At 38.2% G+C, this 19,418-nt stretch carries 18 protein-coding genes; 11 read left to right on the top strand and 7 right to left on the bottom strand.

The features are described 5' to 3' along the window. The first annotated feature begins 72 nt into the window (after positions 1-72). The 7 genes from RFX69_RS14550 (at position 73) to RFX69_RS14520 (ending at position 7,897) form a co-directional block, all read left to right on the top strand. Positions 73-555: a peptidylprolyl isomerase gene (locus RFX69_RS14550; protein ID WP_000123995.1), complete on the top strand. Its 483-nt coding sequence runs from the start codon at positions 73-75 to the stop codon at positions 553-555. Between the two features lie 103 nt (positions 556-658). Further along, on the top strand, positions 659-2,101 hold the full coding sequence (locus tag RFX69_RS14545; protein WP_289332540.1) for a deoxyribodipyrimidine photo-lyase: 1,443 nt from the start codon (positions 659-661) through the stop codon (positions 2,099-2,101). Between the two features lie 194 nt (positions 2,102-2,295). Continuing rightward, positions 2,296-3,036: a hypothetical protein gene (locus RFX69_RS14540; RefSeq protein WP_001186266.1), complete on the top strand. Its 741-nt coding sequence runs from the start codon at positions 2,296-2,298 to the stop codon at positions 3,034-3,036. After that, a complete protein-coding gene (locus tag RFX69_RS14535; RefSeq protein WP_162282502.1) occupies positions 3,036-3,932 on the top strand; it encodes a hypothetical protein in 897 nt (298 codons plus the stop codon). Before RFX69_RS14540 ends, RFX69_RS14535 begins: the two co-directional genes overlap by 1 nt. Further along, on the top strand, positions 3,919-5,169 hold the full coding sequence (locus RFX69_RS14530; protein WP_162282505.1) for a glycosyltransferase: 1,251 nt from the start codon (positions 3,919-3,921) through the stop codon (positions 5,167-5,169). The genes RFX69_RS14535 and RFX69_RS14530 overlap by 14 nt, the downstream gene beginning before the upstream one ends. Next, positions 5,170-7,014, top strand: coding sequence for a hypothetical protein (locus RFX69_RS14525; protein ID WP_000750598.1), 1,845 nt, complete (start codon positions 5,170-5,172; stop codon positions 7,012-7,014). It abuts the gene before it with no gap. Next, positions 6,992-7,897, top strand: a complete 906-nt coding sequence (locus tag RFX69_RS14520) for a hypothetical protein (RefSeq protein ID WP_002069241.1) — start codon at positions 6,992-6,994, stop codon at positions 7,895-7,897. The genes RFX69_RS14525 and RFX69_RS14520 overlap by 23 nt, the downstream gene beginning before the upstream one ends. A gap of 7 nt (positions 7,898-7,904) precedes the next feature. On the opposite strand, the gene wecB is transcribed toward RFX69_RS14520, so the two are convergent. Further along, positions 7,905-9,041, bottom strand: a complete 1,137-nt coding sequence (wecB, locus tag RFX69_RS14515) for a non-hydrolyzing UDP-N-acetylglucosamine 2-epimerase (protein WP_004746430.1) — start codon at positions 9,039-9,041, stop codon at positions 7,905-7,907. Positions 9,042-9,043: 2 nt separating this feature from the next. Then, entirely contained in the window at positions 9,044-10,264 is a 1,221-nt protein-coding gene (locus RFX69_RS14510; RefSeq protein WP_000789663.1) for a M48 family metallopeptidase, read from the bottom strand. Positions 10,265-10,516: 252 nt separating this feature from the next. Here RFX69_RS14510 and RFX69_RS14505 point away from each other — a divergent pair, with 252 nt between their 5' ends. Together RFX69_RS14505 and RFX69_RS14500 are read left to right on the top strand one after the other, a co-directional pair. Then, positions 10,517-11,218: a VIT family protein gene (locus RFX69_RS14505; protein ID WP_000885360.1), complete on the top strand. Its 702-nt coding sequence runs from the start codon at positions 10,517-10,519 to the stop codon at positions 11,216-11,218. Between the two features lie 110 nt (positions 11,219-11,328). Beyond that, positions 11,329-12,375, top strand: coding sequence for a nitronate monooxygenase family protein (locus RFX69_RS14500; protein WP_289332541.1), 1,047 nt, complete (start codon positions 11,329-11,331; stop codon positions 12,373-12,375). A 43-nt stretch (positions 12,376-12,418) separates the two neighbouring features. Here the strand turns inward: RFX69_RS14500 and dusB are convergent, their stop codons facing one another. Then, a complete protein-coding gene (dusB, locus tag RFX69_RS14495; protein ID WP_000275423.1) occupies positions 12,419-13,444 on the bottom strand; it encodes a tRNA dihydrouridine synthase DusB in 1,026 nt (341 codons plus the stop codon). Between the two features lie 83 nt (positions 13,445-13,527). Between dusB and RFX69_RS14490 the strand changes: the two genes are divergently transcribed. Further along, a complete protein-coding gene (locus RFX69_RS14490; RefSeq protein WP_289332542.1) occupies positions 13,528-14,736 on the top strand; it encodes a DUF1615 family protein in 1,209 nt (402 codons plus the stop codon). Then, positions 14,703-15,359: an HAD-IB family hydrolase gene (locus RFX69_RS14485; RefSeq protein WP_000271363.1), complete on the top strand. Its 657-nt coding sequence runs from the start codon at positions 14,703-14,705 to the stop codon at positions 15,357-15,359. Before RFX69_RS14490 ends, RFX69_RS14485 begins: the two co-directional genes overlap by 34 nt. Positions 15,360-15,385: 26 nt before the next feature. Here RFX69_RS14485 and proB read toward each other — a convergent pair whose 3' ends face one another. The 4 genes from proB to RFX69_RS14465 form a co-directional block, all read right to left on the bottom strand. Continuing rightward, complete coding sequence (gene proB / locus RFX69_RS14480; protein WP_000573844.1) at positions 15,386-16,519, bottom strand: glutamate 5-kinase; 1,134 nt, start codon at positions 16,517-16,519, stop codon at positions 15,386-15,388. A gap of 15 nt (positions 16,520-16,534) precedes the next feature. Continuing rightward, positions 16,535-17,755 (bottom strand): Obg family GTPase CgtA, encoded by a 1,221-nt coding sequence (gene cgtA / locus RFX69_RS14475; RefSeq protein ID WP_001212949.1) that lies wholly within the window; start codon positions 17,753-17,755, stop codon positions 16,535-16,537. Between the two features lie 164 nt (positions 17,756-17,919). After that, entirely contained in the window at positions 17,920-18,594 is a 675-nt protein-coding gene (locus RFX69_RS14470; protein WP_000468065.1) for a hypothetical protein, read from the bottom strand. An 11-nt stretch (positions 18,595-18,605) separates the two neighbouring features. Beyond that, positions 18,606-19,340 (bottom strand): hypothetical protein, encoded by a 735-nt coding sequence (locus RFX69_RS14465; RefSeq protein WP_001183838.1) that lies wholly within the window; start codon positions 19,338-19,340, stop codon positions 18,606-18,608. Between the last annotated feature and the right edge of the window lie 78 nt (positions 19,341-19,418).

Here is a 19,418-nt window from a genome sequence, read left to right as displayed (position 1 = left end):
AGATTTTGTAGTCTACAAAATTTATTTTTCACTTTATGATGTACGCTTTAATTGATTGAATGGATCAAAAACATGACTGCAATTGCAAATAACCACGTGGTTTCATTCCACTATAAATTAACAAACGCTGAGGGTGAAACACTTGATCAATCTCAAGGTGAACCACTTGCCTATTTGCATGGCGCAGGCAACATCATTCCTGGTTTAGAAAATGCATTAACTGGTAAGACTGTTGGTGATAAATTCACTGTTAACGTACCAGCTGCCGAAGGTTATGGCGAATATAACCCAGACCTAGTACAAGAAGTTCCTGCTCAAATGTTCCAAGGCGTTGATAACATTCAACCAGGTATGCAATTCCAAGCTCAAACAGATGACGGCGTTCAAATCGTTACTGTTAAAGCGGTTGAAGGTGACAACGTTATCGTTGATGCAAACTTCCCACTTGCTGGTCAAGATTTAACTTTTGAAGTTGAAATCGTAGAAATCCGTGAAGCTTCTCAAGAAGAATTAGATCACGGTCACGTACACGGTGCGGGTGGTCACCACCACTAAGTCTTCTTTTAGAAGATAATAAAAGGCAAAGCTTCGGCTTTGCTTTTTTTATGTCTTTAATTTATATAATATTCATAGAGTTAATTTATTTTTAGGGACTTGCATGTCAAATGCTTATCAGCTCATTTGGTTTCGCCAAGATTTGCGTATACATGATCATGCAGCTCTATGGCACGCCAGCCAGCAAGGACCTTCACTGGGTTTAGTCATCTTATCGCCAGAGCAATGGAAACAACACGCCGATGCTCCATTAAAAATAAGTTTTTATTTACGACAACTCAGAACGCTTCAGAAAGAGTTATCAGCACTTCATATTCCACTAGTTATTCAAGTCATTCCCTATTGGAAAGAGATCGCAAACTTTATTTCTGATTTCAGCAAGAAATATAATATTGAAAATGTGTATGCCAATATCGAAATAGGCGTAAATGAATTAAAAAGAGATAAAACGGTACAAGACTATTTAAATCGGCATGGCAAAGAACTATTTTTATTCCATGACCGTACTATTTTTCCTTTACGTTCAATCCGTAACCAATCACAACAACCATATCAAGTATTTAGTGCATTCAAAAAAGCTTGTTATACAAAGCTCGACACAAGCGGTTTACCTCAATGTTATCCGGTCCCTAATAAACAAAATGAAGTACCACTAGATTTTTTACAGAGGAAAAATATTGATTTAGACGAAATTGAAAAGCTATTTTGCTCATCTCTCTCAAAAGAACAGCAAGATTTATGGCCTGTTGGCGAACAATACGCATTAGAACAATTAGATCAATTTATTGAAGAATCGGTTTGTCACTATAACGTCGAGCGCGATTTTCCTCATATACAAGGTACAAGTAAGCTTTCGCCTTATTTAAATATTGGTATTTTATCTATTCGACAGTGTTTACAAGCACTCTTTCGTAATCAACATGGCAACTTTCACTTAATCAATGAAGGCCAACAAACATGGTTAGACGAACTTCTTTGGAGAGAGTTCTATCAACATATTTTATTTGATTTTCCGCATGTTTCTAAACACATCCCATTTAAAAAAGATACTCAGAAGATTAAATGGAACCATAATCCAGAACATTTAACCGCATGGCAAACGGGTCAAACCGGTATTCCTATTGTTGATGCTGGGATGCGACAACTTTTACAAACAGGCTGGATGCATAATCGAATACGTATGATTACGGCCATGTTTTTATGTAAAAATCTTTTGATTGATTGGCGCATTGGTGAACAATGGTTTATGCAACATTTAATTGATGGTGACCTCGCCGCAAATAATGGCGGTTGGCAATGGTGTGCCTCAACAGGAACAGATGCCGTACCTTATTTTCGGATTTTCAACCCAATTGCTCAATCAAAGAAGTTTGATCCGGAGGGTGAATATATTCGCCAATGGATAAAAGAATTGGCTCATTTGGACAATAAAACGATTCATGAACCCTACTCAAGCAAAACCGATCTTGGTTTAAATTATCCCAAACCCATAGTAGATTTAAAAGAAACACGCCTTAAAGCAATTGAAACTTTCAAGAATATTTAGATAACAATTGAGTCTGCTCTGTTTATTTTTGATGAAAAATTAATAACAAGGTTTGACTATACAGTTGCTTTAATCTACAAATAAACATAATAGATACCTAAAAAGGACAGAAACAACAACCACTTCGCAAATCAACACCTTTCATTATAAAAGTATAAAAAAATTAACATTACAAAAAAGGTAGCATAGGCCACATGCAACAAAAACACCCCGGTAGAACACTCGTCTTATGGATTATCGCAGCTCATCTATTTATGGGAATGGTTGCATACGAGTGGCTGCCTGTGAGTTTTAGAGGAAGTTGGATTTTTATTCTTCTTCTTTTAATTTCAGGTGCTTTTTTAGAAGTCGGTTTGTCTTTAATTGTAGGTTTAGTGGCTTTTATTGGAGTTGCCGTATACTTTTTACTCGACTTAGGCGCACAAACACATATTGAACGTCAGTTACTTTTACTATTCATTATTCCCCTAATCCCGCTCTTTCTAAGTGCTGTACGCCACAATATTGAAATTAATGTACAGAAATATCGTGATATTCAAAGCTATGACCGAAATTATCGCCGCGATATTTTCCCGCTAAGTGCTTTAAAATACTTTCAGCGTAGTTTTTTTAAATTACTTGATCACCACAATGTACAAGATTATGAAGTATTCGAAATTCGAATTCTTAATCGCAGTCTGATTAAAGAAATGTTAGGCGATGATGTCTGGAAAACAACTCAAAATGAAATGATTAAAATTTTGAGCCAACATGAACCCAACGAAATTGTTTTCCAGTTTGCAGATGATGATCTGGAAAATATTTACAGTATTATGATTCGCCAGCAGAAAACAGAAGAAGACCCTGTATTCTTAAAAAAATTAAAAGAAATTACGACCTTGCGTCTTGAGGTGGAATACAAAATTGTTCCTATTCCACCTGAGGAGATGAGCTAATGTCTAATCTTCTTAATATTTGTGGAATTGTGATTGCTTCTAGCCAATATCCAGACGCTACTCTACAGCAGTTCTATCGGCAATATTATCATTGTGAAATTAAAGCGGAACAAACAAAAGCCGAAATACAAAGTTCTAATGATCTTTCCATGTTTTTTCCTTATCAAGATACATGGTGGCCAGTCTTTACCATTGATCAGATTAGTTCAGAAAGCTTTCAAAAGTTTGTTCATAATGGAATTCGACCCGGCATTATCTTGCCAGATGAAGTCTTTGGTTTCCCCCACTATTTTTTATTAAAAGAAGCAGTAAGCCAAGGCGCTATTCCGATCGTACTTTTTAAAACTGAACAGCCTCAATATTTTGCTGCTAAGGCGACATTTTCAACAGCTATTGGTTTACGGCCAATGGCTGCATTTGTGAGTACAGGGTGGGATGAAAATTTAATTTCACAACCAGCGGGTAGTTATATTATCCAGTTAAATTCGGCAAACTTACCCATACCCTCAAGAGAGGTTAAACAAGGTAAACATTTATTTTATTCGGCCAAAGGTTTTAACGGTCATGTTTCAGGTTATGAAATTATTATCAATCCTCCTGCCGATTTACCCCTCTCCAATATTCGCTATCCGCAACTCGGTATTTCGTGGAAATTTAATAATATTGATTATGTAAGCACCCCTGAACATGTCAGTACCAATCTTATTGGTTATATATTTATTGGTTTAAGTATAGTTGTTGTCCCTCTTGATCTGATTTTAACAACAACCTATCCAGATCTACTCGGTACATTTGGTAGCTACATTTCATGGATCTCCTTAGTAGTGGGATTAATTCTATTATTACTACTCATCTCTTCTATTATTAGGAGGGTCCGTAAAAATGGCTCCAATTGATATTCTGTTTTTATTTGGCTTTCTAGGTATTTGGATTCCACAGGCATTTTGGGCATGGTTAAGCTATCAAGCGTGGAAGTATTCAAAAACGGCTGAAAAGGAACTACAAAATCTGCCAATACCAGAAAGATGGCCAGTCTTAAGTGTTTTAATCCCTGCTTATAATGAAGGCGTAGTGATTGAGGACACTTTGCATGCCATTGCTCAACAAGATTACCCAGCAGAGTCTTATGAAGTCTTACTGATCAATGATGGCTCCAAGGACAACACCCTTGAAATTGCAGAAAACCTCGCAAAAATTTATTCGTGCATAAAGATTGTTAATGTCCCCAAAGGTATGGGTGGTAAAGGTAAATCAAGAACACTCAATAACGGTCTTCCTCATGCTAAAGGTGAGTTAATCGTTGTTTACGATGCCGATAGTACTCCTGAACCTGATTGCGTTCGTTTACTTGCACAGACCTTACTAGCAGATAAAAAGTTAGTCGCAGTAAATGGCAAAGTAAGAACCCGTAACTGGCAAGATAGTATTTTGACTCGTTTTATTGCGATTGAGTTCATCTTTTTTCAGTGGATTTTTCAAGGCGGACGCTGGCAACGCTTTGAACTATCAACATTAATGGGGACTAACTACGTTATCTGGCGCGATGCATTAGAAACTTTAGGTGGTTTTGATGAAAAGTCGCTAGTCGATGATACAGAAATGAGTTTCCGAATTTTTATCGGACAAAAACGAATTAAATGGGTTCCCTATGCAATTGGGTGGCAGCAGGACCCGCCTTCCTTAAGTGTATTTGTTAAACAGCGCTCACGTTGGACTCAAGGTAATTTTTATGTGACACGCAAATATTTACCCGTAGCACTGAGAACCCCATTCCCAATCGGAATTGAAATTCTAAATAACATTATGTGCTATATCCTTTTTGTACCGGCTTTATTCTGGAGTCATATTACCTTAACGCTTGGCTTACTTGATATTGCAGGTATTTCAGTTCCTGGTCCATTTACACTACTGTGGGGACTCTCATTTTTTCTCTATGTAGCACAAATGTGGTTTACGCTTTCTTTAGAAAAAGTTAAACCAGAACTCTATTTTTATTCTGTCTTATCTTACGTAAGTTACTCACAAATCTTCTTATTTATTGTGTTTAAAGCCGCATTCGACATGCTAAAAAATAAAATACAGGGCAACTCCCTTCAATGGTACAAAACGGAACGTAGCAAGGAGAAAAAATAAATGAAAAAGACTTTTGATCTTTACCAAACAGCTCAAGTGCTCCTTGCCAGCACCAGTTTTTTGCTTGCCATGTCTACTCATGCTTATACATGGAAACTCGACGATATTAGTACCTCGACTAAATATACAGTCGAGCCTCACTTTTTCTATATTGGAAAAGGTGCTGAATGGCAAAACATTCAGTTTTCGAGTGACTACTCAACTGAAAATGACACAACAGTACTCGTCAAATATGACGATAAGCTCATTTATAACACTACGCTTAATGGTGATGGCCAATTCAAATTTAATATTCCTGCCAGCCAGAGCGGTTTTCACCGTTTAGATTTTATTATTCAACAATATGCAAAACCAACGACGCTTAACCAAACAAAAGAAACATTCTGTACAGAAGATATTGATCACTTAACTTATTTGAGTAATTCTCAACTCGACTTTACGCCTGTTCGAAATGAGTACCGTTTAAAAGATCTACCAGACGCTTTATTTAACCCTCAGGCTAGACGACCTACACCTTTTGTCGGGATCTTAAAATATAACCGTAAAGAAATTACCGAAGCCTCTATGTTGGGCCGATTAGTAAGTTCGTGGAGCTCCGTAACGCCAATTGAATGGGTTGATTCAGGCCAAACCAATCTAAATCCTGAAACGAACTTTATTATTGAAGTGATTCGTTCGGCAAGCCCACTCAAAGGAGGAGCCTTAGTACAAATTGCTAAACCGGCTGAAGGTGTACCGACGCTATCTATTACTTATCACACTCCACAAGAGCTTACCGCTGCCATTAACGGGCTAATTAATCCAACTTATGTGCAACAGCTTGATACGGGTAGCGCTATTTTTCCAACTACAATCTCAGCACCAGCTTGGGCGCAATTTAAAAAAATTGATACGCTTGCAGATCTAGGTATTCAGGATTTTCGACTAAATCATGCCGAAAAGAATTTATTTCTTGATTTTCCGGCAGTATGGCAACCTACTGATATTCTGCAAGGGCAAATCGCACTTCGTATTCAAAGTGGACTATTACAAGGTTCAAATATTACAGCATGGATTGATGGAGGACTTGCAGGAAGTATGAAAACGGCGGATCTCGCATCCGACCCTGTAAACCGACAGTTCAACATCTTTGCCAAGGAAATTTCAAATACAACCAACTTTAGCTTGAAACTTGAAAACTCGGTTATTGCCAACTCTCAATGTTTACCCAATGCTCACGGCTCACTCTGGGTTGATACCGCCAAATCAACGGTAAAACTTCCCCATAAACTTAAAAATGGTGTTGCCGCTCTTTCAATGACCTTAGCCACCAAGCCAACAATCGCAATTGATGACCAATCCGGGGCATTAAATATTGCCATTATTTTAGGACAAGTCGCTAAAAATATGCTGCTGACACAAGCACCAATGCCAGTGAACCTAGTACGCTTCTCTCCGACCTCTCCACAAGCAGTGAATGTGAGAGTGAACAAAGAGATTTATCAGCAACAAGTCTTAATGCATCAAAATATTATTTATGCACCCGCAGCAGCGAATGGCTTTATCGTAAGTTATAACAATAACCGCTTCGATGTAATTACAGACTCTGAAAACGGTGCACAAACCTTTATGCATTTATGGGGAAAAATACAGCATAAAATCCCAAATAATGTGACTAAAATGCTGGTTTCTGAAAACGGCAATATTTATGTTCTTCAAAAATTAATTGTGGGTAATCAAAAAGCGCCATTAGTTCAGCAATCATCATTCTTTTTATTAGTTGTGATTATCTCTGCAATTATGATAATAGTGATCTTCTTGTGGTATTGGTTACGACGTAATAATGAAAAAACAGATACCAATTAAAATAACTGCTTTTATTATTTTAATTATATGTAGTGTGGTGGGTTATGCGGGGTTGTTCAAAAATCATGGGCAACCTCCCATTATTGAGGGTATTTTCTGGCAACCTGACAATGATACTACTCCTCCTAAAGGAAACTGGCATTACTTAGGAATAAATACTTTTGTTCCCCAATGGTCAGTCGTTGAATCTAAATCTTGGTGGAAAAACTCCAACCTCCCTCAATGGGAAAAAGCCATTGATTTACAAAAAATTAAACAGCAACCTTGGGCTAAAAATCTTATATTGGGGTTAGCAGGTGAATATAATGAACACGAAGCGCGTGCTAATGTGGTTGCTTTGGGAGAAAAATCTGCACAAATTATTCAAGAACAAAATGATGCATCTTTAAAAGGCTATTATTTTCCAGTAGAAGCCGACCCAACATGGCTAAGAGTAAGTACCTTAGGACATGTTTTGGAAAAATTACCCTCTCCTATTTGGGTTAGTGTTTATAGTGGTGAAAGTGAACCTGAAAACTACGATTTATGGGTTAAAAGCTGGCTTCCTCAACAAGCAGGCGTTTTTTTCCAAGATGGTGTAGGTGTCGGAGTACGAACTCCCGAACAAGCTAGACGTATTTTAGATCAACTTGAACAGACACTTGGAAAAGATAAAACAGTTATTGTTTTAGAAGCATTTCGAACCAAGAAAAATGGTCAATTCCGTGCAGCCTATCCTTGGGAAATTATCTCTCAAATTAAGGCGTATGAAGGGAAAAAAATTTATATTTTTGATGGCCCCCACTATATGGGCCGATGGTCCGTTTATATAGTCGGTCTATGGTATCGACTCGTTTATGGCAGCACACCCGCCACCATAAACGAATCAGAAAACTCAAAATAAATGATCTCTAGTTATAAGTTCTGGCAATTTCATCTAATATTCGCTGGGCAGCGCGTCCATCACCAAACGGGTTTTCAACATGAGCCATTTTTTGGTAATGCTGCGAATCCGTTAAAAGTTTCTCAGCCTCTTCAATAATTTTCTGCTGATTTGTTCCAACCAATACCCCTGCTCCCACCTCTACCACTTCCGGGCGTTCAGTCGTATCTCTTAAAATTAAGACAGGCTTATTAAATGATGGGCTTTCTTCTTGTAAACCACCAGAGTCCGTTAAAATAAAGGTGGAGCGGTCGATAACGGCTAATAAACTTGGATAATCGAGTGGCTTCACAAGATGAATTTGAGCATGATTTTTAAATTTATCGTGCACTACATTATGTACAGCAGGATTTAAATGTACAGGCCAAATAAAATGTAAATCAGGATGCTGTTTTGCTAAATACTCAACAGCATTACAAATATTCTGAATTCCTTCGCCAAAATTCTCACGGCGGTGAGCAGTTATAAGTACAACTTTATCGTTTTGTTTTAATTCAATTCCGTAAGGCTCAAGTTGATTTTTCAAACCTGTCTTTTCAGCTATGAGTTTCCTTCCTAAATACACAGCATCGACTACCGTATTCCCTGTCACTGTAATCAACGAAGGTGGAATCTGCTCATTTAACAAGTTACGCTTTGATTGTTCTGTAGGGGCAAAATGCCATTTGGTAATACGAGAAACTAACTGGCGGTTACCTTCTTCAGGAAACGGATGATCTAAATCATAAGAACGTAAACCCGCTTCGACATGGGCAACAGGAATCTTCATTGAAAATGCAACTAGCCCAGCAGCTAACACGGTTGTAGTATCACCTTGAATAACAATTGCATCTCTTTTTTGACCATCAGTGTAGATATTTTCAAGTTGCGTTAAGCCATGAATTAAAAGCTGATTTAGGCTTTGTCCAGCATTCATAATTTTAAGGCGATGATCAATTTCAACCCCAAAGAAATCTATCGCATCTCGAACTAATTCATCATGTTGTCCTGTAAAAATAACTTCTACCTGAAATCGTGCATCTTGTTTTGCTAATAAAATTACCGGAGCCAACTTTATGAGCTCTGGACGAGTACCAAATACAATTGAAATAAAAATTTTCTTCATTATTAGAAATCCTTATAAAAAACAAGTTCTACACGAGTATTGTTGTAATGATCTTTTGTATTAACCGGTACGTCTTTAAAATAATTGCCATATAGACGTTCAACCCGTAGTTTTATCGGTTGATAATTAAAAGGCTGCCATGAAATGCCTGGACCATATTCAAATAAATTATTGTAATATTCATCTTCGCTATCCGCTAAGCCATGCAATTTTACATAAGCCTGCACAGTCCCACTCTCACCCTTATAGAGATTTAAACCTGTGCGTAAGCGTAAATCCCCAATAACGTTATAGTCCTCTCTCGAATAAGTCGCGACATTGCCGTATAAGTCAGTAAAATAATTATCTAAACAAAGTGAATGATCGCAGTTTGATTGTGAATACCATTCTTGATAACCCGTTACACCGCCCACAACACTCTCACGAAATCGCTTTCTATTTCTATCAATCAAGTCATAACTTCCACCAACTTCGACATAGGCTCGCACAGGAATGGAAGTCCACGGTTGATAATTTGCCCCTAACCCTAAAGTGGCTGCATTTTCATCAATAATTTCAGGTCGGACCCCACCTTGTGATTGAGTATCGCGGTTTAAATTAAGAAAGGCATATACTTGGGCTCGCCCGTTATCGATGTTTTTGCCATACCTCATTTTTAAAGGAAAAATAACATCGTCATAACGTGACTCATAAGACGGTGCAAAATAAATATCTCTAAAATATGGTTTAACTTCTCCCCCACTTAAATTTTTAACTGCCTGAGTTGCTTTAGCAGCAATTTCAGGGTCTGAAGAGGAACTTAACTCTTTAAATAAAACCAATGCTTCACGATCTTTTTTCTGCTGATTCAGCAAATAAGCTTCTTGTAATTTTAAGGTGTCATCTTGAGGAGCTAAATTTCTTGCTTGCCTTAAGCTTTGTAAAGCTTCTTTCCTTTTTTCAAGCCGAATCTGTAAATAAGTAAGACTTTTCCAGACTTTAATATCGGTTGGTGTCAGTTTACTAAGCTCAACTAATATTTTTTCTGCTTCTTGCGGTTGAGACTGTTCAATTTTATAAAATCTATCCCATTTATCATAAATAGGGTTACCGGGCTTATATGCAGGGTCGACTTGCTCTTGTGCATAAACTGAGCTTATACCGATCATTCCCAAAGAAGAGATCACTGCTCCCATCAGTAATATTGAATGTGTTATAGAGTTTATTGTTTTGATATTTTTCATTTTCACCTCTACAGTAAATTAGATTTATTAGGGAGGGCAAGTCTTTGGAATGATCAATAAATATTATAATTAAAAATAATAAGTTACATCGTTAAGTTAGGTTAAGGATGTTTTAAAATAATTGTTTAATCTCCATTTTTATTATTGATCTATTCTGTCTTATCCCTAAATTTCCTATAATAATGACATATTTTTTGACCAATAAATTGTAAAATTTCATAGCATTTATAAAACATTAATAAGGAAAAACACATGGCTTTTCCACATCATACAGAGCATCATGCCATTCAGCGCTCAGGTTGGCTAAGAGCCTCAGTATTAGGCGCTAATGATGGCATTATTTCAGTGACTAGCTTAATTATGGGGATGGCTGCAAGTGGGGCAAGCTCACATACTCTATTTATCACTTGTGTTGCCGGGCTCATTTCAGGCGCAACCTCAATGGCTGCCGGAGAATATATTTCTGTTAAATCTCAAGAAGATATTGAAAAATCAGATTTAGCTATTGAGGCAAAAGAATTAAAAAAATACCCTCAAAAAGAATTGGATGAATTAACTCAAATCTATATTTCTAGGGGACTTTCAAAAGAACTAGCAAAGGAGGTAGCTATTCAGCTTACAACTCATGATGCTTTGGGTGCACATGCCCGAGATGAAATCGGTATTCATGAAAATACGGCGGCAAACCCAATTCAAGCAGCACTCTCCTCAGCAGCATCATTTTCATTTGGGGCATTTTTCCCCATGCTTGCCATTTTGTTTAGCCCAGAGCATTTAATTATGCCAAGTGTGCTTATTACAGGTATCGCGGCATTAGCAATTTTAGGTGCCCTTTCGAGTTATTTTGCAGGCACGTCTAAAATCAAAGGTAGTTTACGTATTACCTTATGGGGTATTTTAGCGATGGCTTTTTCAAGCTGGATTGGTTCCTTATTTAATGTCACTCCTTTATAAGAGAGTTTTTTAAATAAGACTCTTAATATTTAAAAATTAAATAGCCAATATTATTTGCTCTTCATTCTATTTTCACGTTATGGTGAAGAGAAAGAATTGAGGTGAATAAAATGAGCCTATTACAACAACTTGCAATCAAACATCCAATTTTTCTGGCTCCTATGGCGGGCGTCTCTACTCCTGAATTAGCAGCCGAGGTTTCAAATCAAGGAGGCCTTGGATCATTAGGCTTAGGAGCAAACACACCGCAAAGTGCACGTGAACAAATTTTAAAAACTCAAGCGCTCACGGAAAACCCATTTCAAGTTAATTTTTTCTGTCATCAATCGACTGAGCTTAATGTAGAAAAAGCAAAACAATGGCTTGATTACCTACGTCCTCATTTTGAAAAATTCGGTGCTCAACCGCCCCAAGAATTACACTGTATCTATCCAAGTTTTTTAGACAATGATGATTTTTTAAATGTTGTTTTAGAAACTAAGCCAAAAGCCGTAAGTTTTCACTTTGGTATTCCGCATCCGCATCAAATTAAAGCTTTAAAAGAGGCTGGTATTTTGACTATGGTTTCGGCAACTAATTTGATCGAAGCTCAAGCTATTGAGGCAGCGGGTATCGATATTATTATTGCCCAAGGGATTGAGGCAGGTGGACATAGAGGGATTTTCAACCAAACTTTTGATGGGGCAATTAAAACTAGTGACTTGGTTCAACTGATTGTGCAGCACTGTACACTTCCGGTTGTCGCCGCAGGTGGCATAATGACTGGCTTACAAGCCAAACATATGTTGGGCTTAGGCGCAGCCGCAGTCCAATTAGGGACAGCATTTGTTCAATGCCAAACTTCAAATGCTTCTGCCGAATATCGCAAAGCCCTATTTAGTAAACCTGTAACACAGATTAGTGCTAGTCTTTCTGGACGCCCTGCTCGGGGGATACTCAACCATTGGCATACAAAAATTGATTTACCTACTCGCCCTGTACAACCCGAATATCCTTATACCTATGATTTAGCAAAGCAACTAAATGCTCTTGCAAGCAAACACCAAGATTACGGTTTTGGTGCTTTTTGGGCAGGAAGTAACGTTGCACAAATACGTGAACTTGAAGCACCTGATCTGGTTAATCAACTGGTCGTTGAAATGCTAGACAATGAATAGGTAAAAATTCCAAGCAACCAGTCTCTGTACTGGTTGCTTTATTTTAGTGAGTATCTAATAAATTAACCTGTTCAACCTGAACATCGCTCATCAAATTACCTTCAGCGAGCAATTGATTAAAATAGCTCTCAACAACTAAAGCTTGTTCAGCAGTCGTTTCAACTTTATACATATTTTGTCGAAACTCATTACTTGAGCGTAAACCTTTGGTGTACCAAGCAATATGCTTACGGGCAATACGACAACCAGAGTATTCACCATAAAACTGATATAACTCAGACAAATGCCCTAAAAGCACCTCTTTAACTTCTTCAATATTCGGAGCAGCAAGGTGTTCACCAGTTTTTAAGTAATGGGCAATTTCACGAAAAATCCACGGTCGACCTTGTGCAGCCCGCCCAATCATAATTGCATCCGCCCCAGTATAGTCCAGTACATATTTTGCTTTTTCAGGACTATCAATATCACCATTAGCAATCACAGGAATATGGATTAATTCTTTAACATGCTTAATCAATTCATAACGGGCGGTATTTAAATACATATCTTCACGCGTACGGCCGTGTAGTGCTAATGCAGCGATGCCAGCCTCTTCGGCACGCTTAGCCACCCGTAGAATATTCTCTTGGCCATTTAAAAATCCCAAACGGGTTTTTAAAGTTACCGGAACATCAACTGCTGCAACGACTGCATCTAATATTCGAGCTACCAAATCTTCATCTTGTAATAATGCTGAACCCGCTAATTTATTACATACTTTCTTTGCAGGACATCCCATATTGATATCAACAATTTGCGCGCCATTTGCGACTTGGTAACGAGCCGCTTCAGCCAACTGTTCTGGATCAGAACCAGCAATCTGTGCAGAAATTGGAGCTAACTCTCCATCAAAATTAGCACGATAAAGACTTTTTTTAGTCATACGTAAAGTCTTGTCAGCAGTCATCATTTCACTGACTGCATGACCCGCACCAAAATACTTGCACAGCGTTCTAAATGGACGGTCAGTTACACCGGCCATAGGGGCAACAATTAAATTATTTGACAGTTGATAGGGACCAATATACATATATATTCATACAATTGATGATCGGCATAGTATACTTCATCCGCTTGATCAGCTCATCTTTTTATGCAGGTGTCCTCCTCTCCATGAACAAACCGTTGTCTTCCCGTTTTTTATTTAAATCATTCGGTATGGTTGCCGTATGCATGAGTTTAGCTGCTTGTGGAGATAAAGCCTGGTGGTCAAATAATGATGAGCCTGAATTAGAAAGCCAGCAAATCAAACGTCTCATTCCATCTCGTGTGCATGACCGTGAGTCATGGGCTAAAGATATTGATGACATTATGAAAGACATAGACATTCCTAAAACCAAACAAAATGTCTGTAGTATTGTGGCGGTCGTTGATCAAGAATCCAATTTTGTCGCCAATCCTCAAGTGCCAGGATTAGGACAAAAAGCGGTTGAGGAAGTCAGTACACGTTTAAATGAAAAATTTGAAGATAAGCTTGGCAAAACCATTGGTGGAACAATTGCAGGTTACTTTGAAGAAGTACTAAGAACCCAACCCTCTCCTGACAATAACTATATGAGTCAGATGCGTAAAGTTAAAACCGAGAAAGACCTTGATTTACTTTACCGAGAAATTTTCGACTTTATGGCCAAACACTATCACGTGAGTGCTTTAACTGGCGCAGCTAAATTAGTTGGACAAGATATTGGCGAAAAAATGAATCCGATCACTACACTGGGTTCAATGCAAGTTCATATTAACTATGCCAAAGCAAACAAACGCTCGAGTATGAATACTGCTGCACTACGTGATGACTTATATACCGAGTATGGCGGCCTTTATTATGGAATTCACCGTTTAATGGTTTATCCGGCAGATTATGATAAAGCCATTTATCGTTTTGCAGATTACAACTCTGGTATGTACTCTAGCCGTAATGCAGCTTTTCAAAAAATGCTAAAAGAACTCACCGACAAGGATATAAGTCTTGATGGCGATCTACTCCTTTACACAAAAGATGGTGATCCACGCGCAACTCAAAGCGAGTCAGAAAAAGAACTAATTACTGTATTTGCTAGTAATAATGTTTTAGTTACACCAAGACAGATTCGTGATGATCTAAAATTAGAAAAAGAGAAAAAGTTTGAGAGTACTCAAACTTATATTGCGCTGACTAAACTTTATAAATCAAAAACTGGCAAAGAGCCGCTCTATGCAATTATGCCGCAAGTGGTGATTTCTGGGCCTAAACTAAGTCGTGACTATAATACTAACTGGTATGCAACCCGCGTAAACGGACGATATGAAACATGTATGCAACGAGCGAAACGAATAAGACTATAAAAAATCTCGCCCTGTTCGATTTTGATGGAACCTTGTGCAGTAAAGACAGTTTTACAGGGTTCATCTTTTATGCGTTGTCTAAACGCCATATTGTGAAGCAAGGCTTGAAAATCCTGCCATGGATTCAAGCCTATTATCTTAACTTTTATCCAGCCCATGCGATGCGTGCTAAGCTATTTCGTAGCATGTTCAGAGATACTCCTGCAATTGAATTGCAAAGACTAGGCGAAGAATACGCACAAGAACTCGTCTCTGCACTTTCACCTGAAATTTTTGCACAATTACAGCAACACCAGCTATTAGGTGATCAGGTGGTATTAGTTTCTGCTTCCATTGATATCTATCTTGCTCCACTTTGCAAATTACTAGGTATCGAATTAATTTGTACAGAGACTCAAATTAAAAATGGCATGATGACAGGTTACTACTCAACTCCGGATTGTAGTAGTGAGCAAAAGAAGATAAGAATACATGAGCAATATTCTCTAAAACATTATCAGCGAATCTATGCGTATGGAAATAGCTCAGAAGATTTAGACATGCTTAGTCTTGCTACACATCCTTTTATGGTCGGTGAAGATCGAATCTTGCCCTCATTAACCCCACAAAAAAAGCTCGCATGATGCGAGCTTTTTTAATTTAGAACAACTTAGTAAATTGCCATATGATCGCGATGAATCATTTCTAATGAACGGGCTTCACCAAGTACTTGGTAAACTTTGTCTGAAGAAAGACCTTTAATAATTTCAGCAGAACGAGAACTAAAATTTACTCGCCCAACCGCAACACGTTTACCTTGTTTATCGACACATTCAACCACATCACCACGATCAAAATGTCCTTCAACAGTTTTTACCCCAACAGGCAATAAACTGCGATGTTTCAATTTAATCGCTTCAACTGCGCCATCATCAATTACAAGACGACCCGCTGTTTGTAAATGTGCAGCAAGCCATTGCTGATGCGCTGTCATACGGTCTTTATCAGTCGTAAACAACGTACCTAACATCTCACCAGCCATCACTCGTGACAACACATTGTCGCTTTCACCACTAGCGATCAGTGTTGGACAACCTGACTTGGCAGCTAAACGTGCAGCACGAACTTTAGTGACCATGCCACCTCGTCCAAGCACACCGCCACCACCAGCCATTTCAAATAAAACATCATCCATGGCACGCACAGTTGATAACAATTTTGCATCAGGATTATGACGTGGGTCTGAATCAAACATACCTTGCTGATCTGTTAAAATAATTAATAAATCAGCATGTACTTGACCAGCAACCATAGCTGCTAGTGTATCGTTATCACCAAAACGAATCTCATCGGTAGATACAGTATCGTTTTCATTAATGACCGGAATAACACGCCAATCAATCAAGTTCTGCAATGCATCACATGAATTTAAGTAACGACGGCGGTCTGCCAAATCATCATGTGTTAACAACACCTGAGCAGTTCGGATACTATGATTTTCAAGCACACTAGACCAAGTATGAATTAGGCCCATCTGCCCAATTGCGGCGCATGCTTGAAGACTGGGTAGATCGGTGGGTCGACTCGCAAGCTTCATACGAACCATACCTTCTGCCACAGCTCCTGAAGACACTAAAATAATTTCGTGTCCAGCATTGTGTAAATCTGCAATCTGTTTCGCCCAATGCGAAATAGCGTCCAGATCTAGACCCTGCCCATTTGCCGTGAGTAAAGATGATCCGATTTTAACAACGATTCGTTTACACTCACTGAGCTTACGTTGCCCATCGACCACTTCTATCATGTTTTCCTCGGTTTTTTAGTCACGAACGTAGATGCTTTCTACATCACCATCGTCTTCATCGTCATCGAAGTCATCATCATCGTCCATCATGCTTTCAAGGCGTTGTGCCTTACGCATAGCACGGTATGCTTCCTTCGCTGCAATGGTCTGTTCACGTGTTTCAGCTTCAAGCTGTTCACGGAATGCTCTTACTTCTGCTGCGTACTCAGGATCTTCAACTTCACGTTCACGTTGTTGTTCAATCTGATCCATGAGGTAATAAACAACTTCTTTGGTTCCTTCTTCGAGTAAACCCGAGGTCTTAAAGACAGGACCTGTCCATTGCAACTCATCTAGAATATGCTGACACCATTCTTCACGGCTTTCTTCAGCAATCTGATCAAGTTTATTAAGTACTAATACAATTGGTAACTTCGCCAAAGTAGGAGAAAACTTGGCCAGTTCATTCATAATTGCTTTAGCATTATGGGCCGGGTCTGAACCATCAATTGGTTGTACATCAATAATGTGCAAAAGAATACGTGTACGTGCTAAATGCTTAAGGAAACGAATACCTAAACCTGCACCTTCTGCTGCACCCTCAATAAGTCCCGGAATATCTGCCATCACAAACGAGCGGTGACGGTCAGCATCTACTACACCTAGGTTAGGAACCATAGTGGTAAATGGATAATCTGCTACTTTTGGTTTCGCGGCACTTACTGCACGAATAAATGTTGATTTACCAGCATTTGGCATACCTAATAAGCCAACATCTGCTAATACTTTCAACTCAAGGCGAATTTCACGGAACTCACCTTTTGTACCTGTCGTACATTTACGTGGAGCACGGTTGGTTGATGATTTAAAGTGAGTATTTCCTAAACCACCTTCACCACCGCTTGCAACCATGACTCTTTGGCCGTCTTCTACCAGATCGCCAATAATATCGCCTGAATCTGTATCAACAATTGTTGTACCAACGGGTACTTTTAAAACCACATCTTCACCACCACGTCCGGTACAGTTAGCACCTGCACCGTTTTTACCACGCTCAGCGCGGAATTTACGGGTGTAACGGTAATCGACTAGGGTACTTGTATCATCATCTGCTTGAATATAGATACTTCCACCACGTCCGCCATCACCACCATCTGGGCCACCAAATGGTACAAATTTTTCACGGCGAAAACTGGCTACGCCATTGCCACCGTCGCCAGCCTCTACGGTAATGACTGCTTCATCAACAAAGCGCATTTGCCAATCCTCTAAAAACTCTAAAACCGCCTATTCTGCCATATTTTCAGAAAATTCTCGAATAGAAAATCGAGAGAATTCTACTTTCCTGCTGCTTATTTTATTTCTTTTTATCAGGATATAAACCTACAGCAAGCCATGGTCTATTTTTATTGATTAATTACCTAAGGATGAACATTACGTAAAGGTAAATCCATCTTCATGTCCAAATTAGCTTTAGTGTGCTGAACAGAGTTATACATAATGGCATTAAAGCTTGAAATATTCCCCATTTCCATTGCATCGTTAACGTTCAAACTTGGGTTAAACTGATGTTTAATTGGCAAATTTATAGATTCATCAAACTCAAAATAAACCGGACCATTAAAAGCAATTTTAACCGGAATGGTATAACTACGTTTTAACTGAAATGGTATATCAAGTTTAATCGGGATATTTAATTTTAATGGAAACCTTGGTAATAACTTATTTTTGTAAATTAAGTCAGTGGTTGTTTCCAAAGGCATCACCTGATCGACTTTTAATGTTGTCGCATAATCAACACTTACTGTAATTGGAGTCTCGACTTCAAACTCTAAATCAGCCAAGTATCTTCCTTTTAATGGAACTGAAATCTGACGGTCAATATCAATAGATGTGTCTAATTTACCTATCGATTGGACTTGCAAATTATTGCCAACATGTATTTTAGTTTCTAATGATTCTGGTAATCGAATATCTGACTCATGTGCTGAAACCACAACTGAAGCCTGTATGTTTAAATAAAACCAAAATAAGATTGCCGTGAGTATCATAATCAGAAAGAAACTGATTAATATACTTTTTAATGAGCCAAACATAAGCCATTCACCTATTTTGTCTGGTTCTGAACAGGTGAAGAGTTATCTTCGCCAGATTTAACGCGATTCAGGCTCATGCTCGATAGTGGTATTTTTAACTCACCATGCTCGATTTTAACTGGCAAGGTATTTTTTACATCTACCGACGCATTTAAAGCTGTTTTCACAGGGACATTCAAACTTCCCTGAATTGGAATATTTGTTTTTAATTGAGCATTTAATGGAATATGAAGATTTTCTTTCAAGACCGTTTTTACTGGCGCATCAAACTTCAAATGAACTTTTTGATCGAGTGGAACTTGTATATCAATAGGTACATCCAACTGTAAAGGAATATTACCTTTTAATGGCAAAGTAATATCTTTACCAAGCACTCTCACCTGAACTTTCGTGTCAATTGGCAAACTTTGGTCAACTTTTAAAGTTTCTTTAACTGGAATAACCGTACTAATCGGCACCATATTATCGAAATAGACACGTGGTGTTAAAGTCTGCGTTAAAGGAATATTTAACTTCTCATTAATAGGAATATTAGCATTCACTCGCCCTTTTACATCGACATTTAAAGCATCTTTTACTTTAACTTGTACCTGTAATGGCTCTTGTAAATCGATCGCTACTGCCTGGTTTTTCAACGGAATATAAATATTAAAATGTTTAAACACCCAAATGGCGATAAGTACACCACATATATTCGCGATGATAATAAAAAAGAAGACGATCAATAATCTTTTAAACTGCTGCAATTCCAATCCCTTACTATTTCTTTTTGTTCCTTAAACCGTATTCTCATTGATTTCTAAAAAATAATCAGCATATATTTT

The sequence above is a fragment of the Acinetobacter sp. 148 genome (assembly GCF_031196675.1).
Classification (GTDB): Bacteria; Pseudomonadota; Gammaproteobacteria; order Pseudomonadales; family Moraxellaceae; genus Acinetobacter; species Acinetobacter baumannii.
This window is presented reverse-complemented; position numbering and strand designations above follow the sequence as displayed.

What these genes read in the sequence shown, in the direction of transcription:
- RFX69_RS14550 (WP_000123995.1), top strand. Translation starts at nt 73, where the DNA reads ATGACTGCAATTGCAAATAACCACGTGGTTTCATTCCACTATAAATTA.
- RFX69_RS14545 (WP_289332540.1), top strand. Translation starts at nt 659, where the DNA reads ATGTCAAATGCTTATCAGCTCATTTGGTTTCGCCAAGATTTGCGTATA.
- RFX69_RS14540 (WP_001186266.1), top strand. Translation starts at nt 2,296, where the DNA reads ATGCAACAAAAACACCCCGGTAGAACACTCGTCTTATGGATTATCGCA.
- RFX69_RS14535 (WP_162282502.1), top strand. Translation starts at nt 3,036, where the DNA reads ATGTCTAATCTTCTTAATATTTGTGGAATTGTGATTGCTTCTAGCCAA.
- RFX69_RS14530 (WP_162282505.1), top strand. Translation starts at nt 3,919, where the DNA reads ATGGCTCCAATTGATATTCTGTTTTTATTTGGCTTTCTAGGTATTTGG.
- RFX69_RS14525 (WP_000750598.1), top strand. Translation starts at nt 5,170, where the DNA reads ATGAAAAAGACTTTTGATCTTTACCAAACAGCTCAAGTGCTCCTTGCC.
- RFX69_RS14520 (WP_002069241.1), top strand. Translation starts at nt 6,992, where the DNA reads ATGAAAAAACAGATACCAATTAAAATAACTGCTTTTATTATTTTAATT.
- wecB (WP_004746430.1), bottom strand. Translation starts at nt 9,041, where the DNA reads ATGAAGAAAATTTTTATTTCAATTGTATTTGGTACTCGTCCAGAGCTC.
- RFX69_RS14510 (WP_000789663.1), bottom strand. Translation starts at nt 10,264, where the DNA reads ATGAAAAATATCAAAACAATAAACTCTATAACACATTCAATATTACTG.
- RFX69_RS14505 (WP_000885360.1), top strand. Translation starts at nt 10,517, where the DNA reads ATGGCTTTTCCACATCATACAGAGCATCATGCCATTCAGCGCTCAGGT.
- RFX69_RS14500 (WP_289332541.1), top strand. Translation starts at nt 11,329, where the DNA reads ATGAGCCTATTACAACAACTTGCAATCAAACATCCAATTTTTCTGGCT.
- dusB (WP_000275423.1), bottom strand. Translation starts at nt 13,444, where the DNA reads ATGTATATTGGTCCCTATCAACTGTCAAATAATTTAATTGTTGCCCCT.
- RFX69_RS14490 (WP_289332542.1), top strand. Translation starts at nt 13,528, where the DNA reads ATGAACAAACCGTTGTCTTCCCGTTTTTTATTTAAATCATTCGGTATG.
- RFX69_RS14485 (WP_000271363.1), top strand. Translation starts at nt 14,703, where the DNA reads ATGTATGCAACGAGCGAAACGAATAAGACTATAAAAAATCTCGCCCTG.
- proB (WP_000573844.1), bottom strand. Translation starts at nt 16,519, where the DNA reads ATGATAGAAGTGGTCGATGGGCAACGTAAGCTCAGTGAGTGTAAACGA.
- cgtA (WP_001212949.1), bottom strand. Translation starts at nt 17,755, where the DNA reads ATGCGCTTTGTTGATGAAGCAGTCATTACCGTAGAGGCTGGCGACGGT.
- RFX69_RS14470 (WP_000468065.1), bottom strand. Translation starts at nt 18,594, where the DNA reads ATGTTTGGCTCATTAAAAAGTATATTAATCAGTTTCTTTCTGATTATG.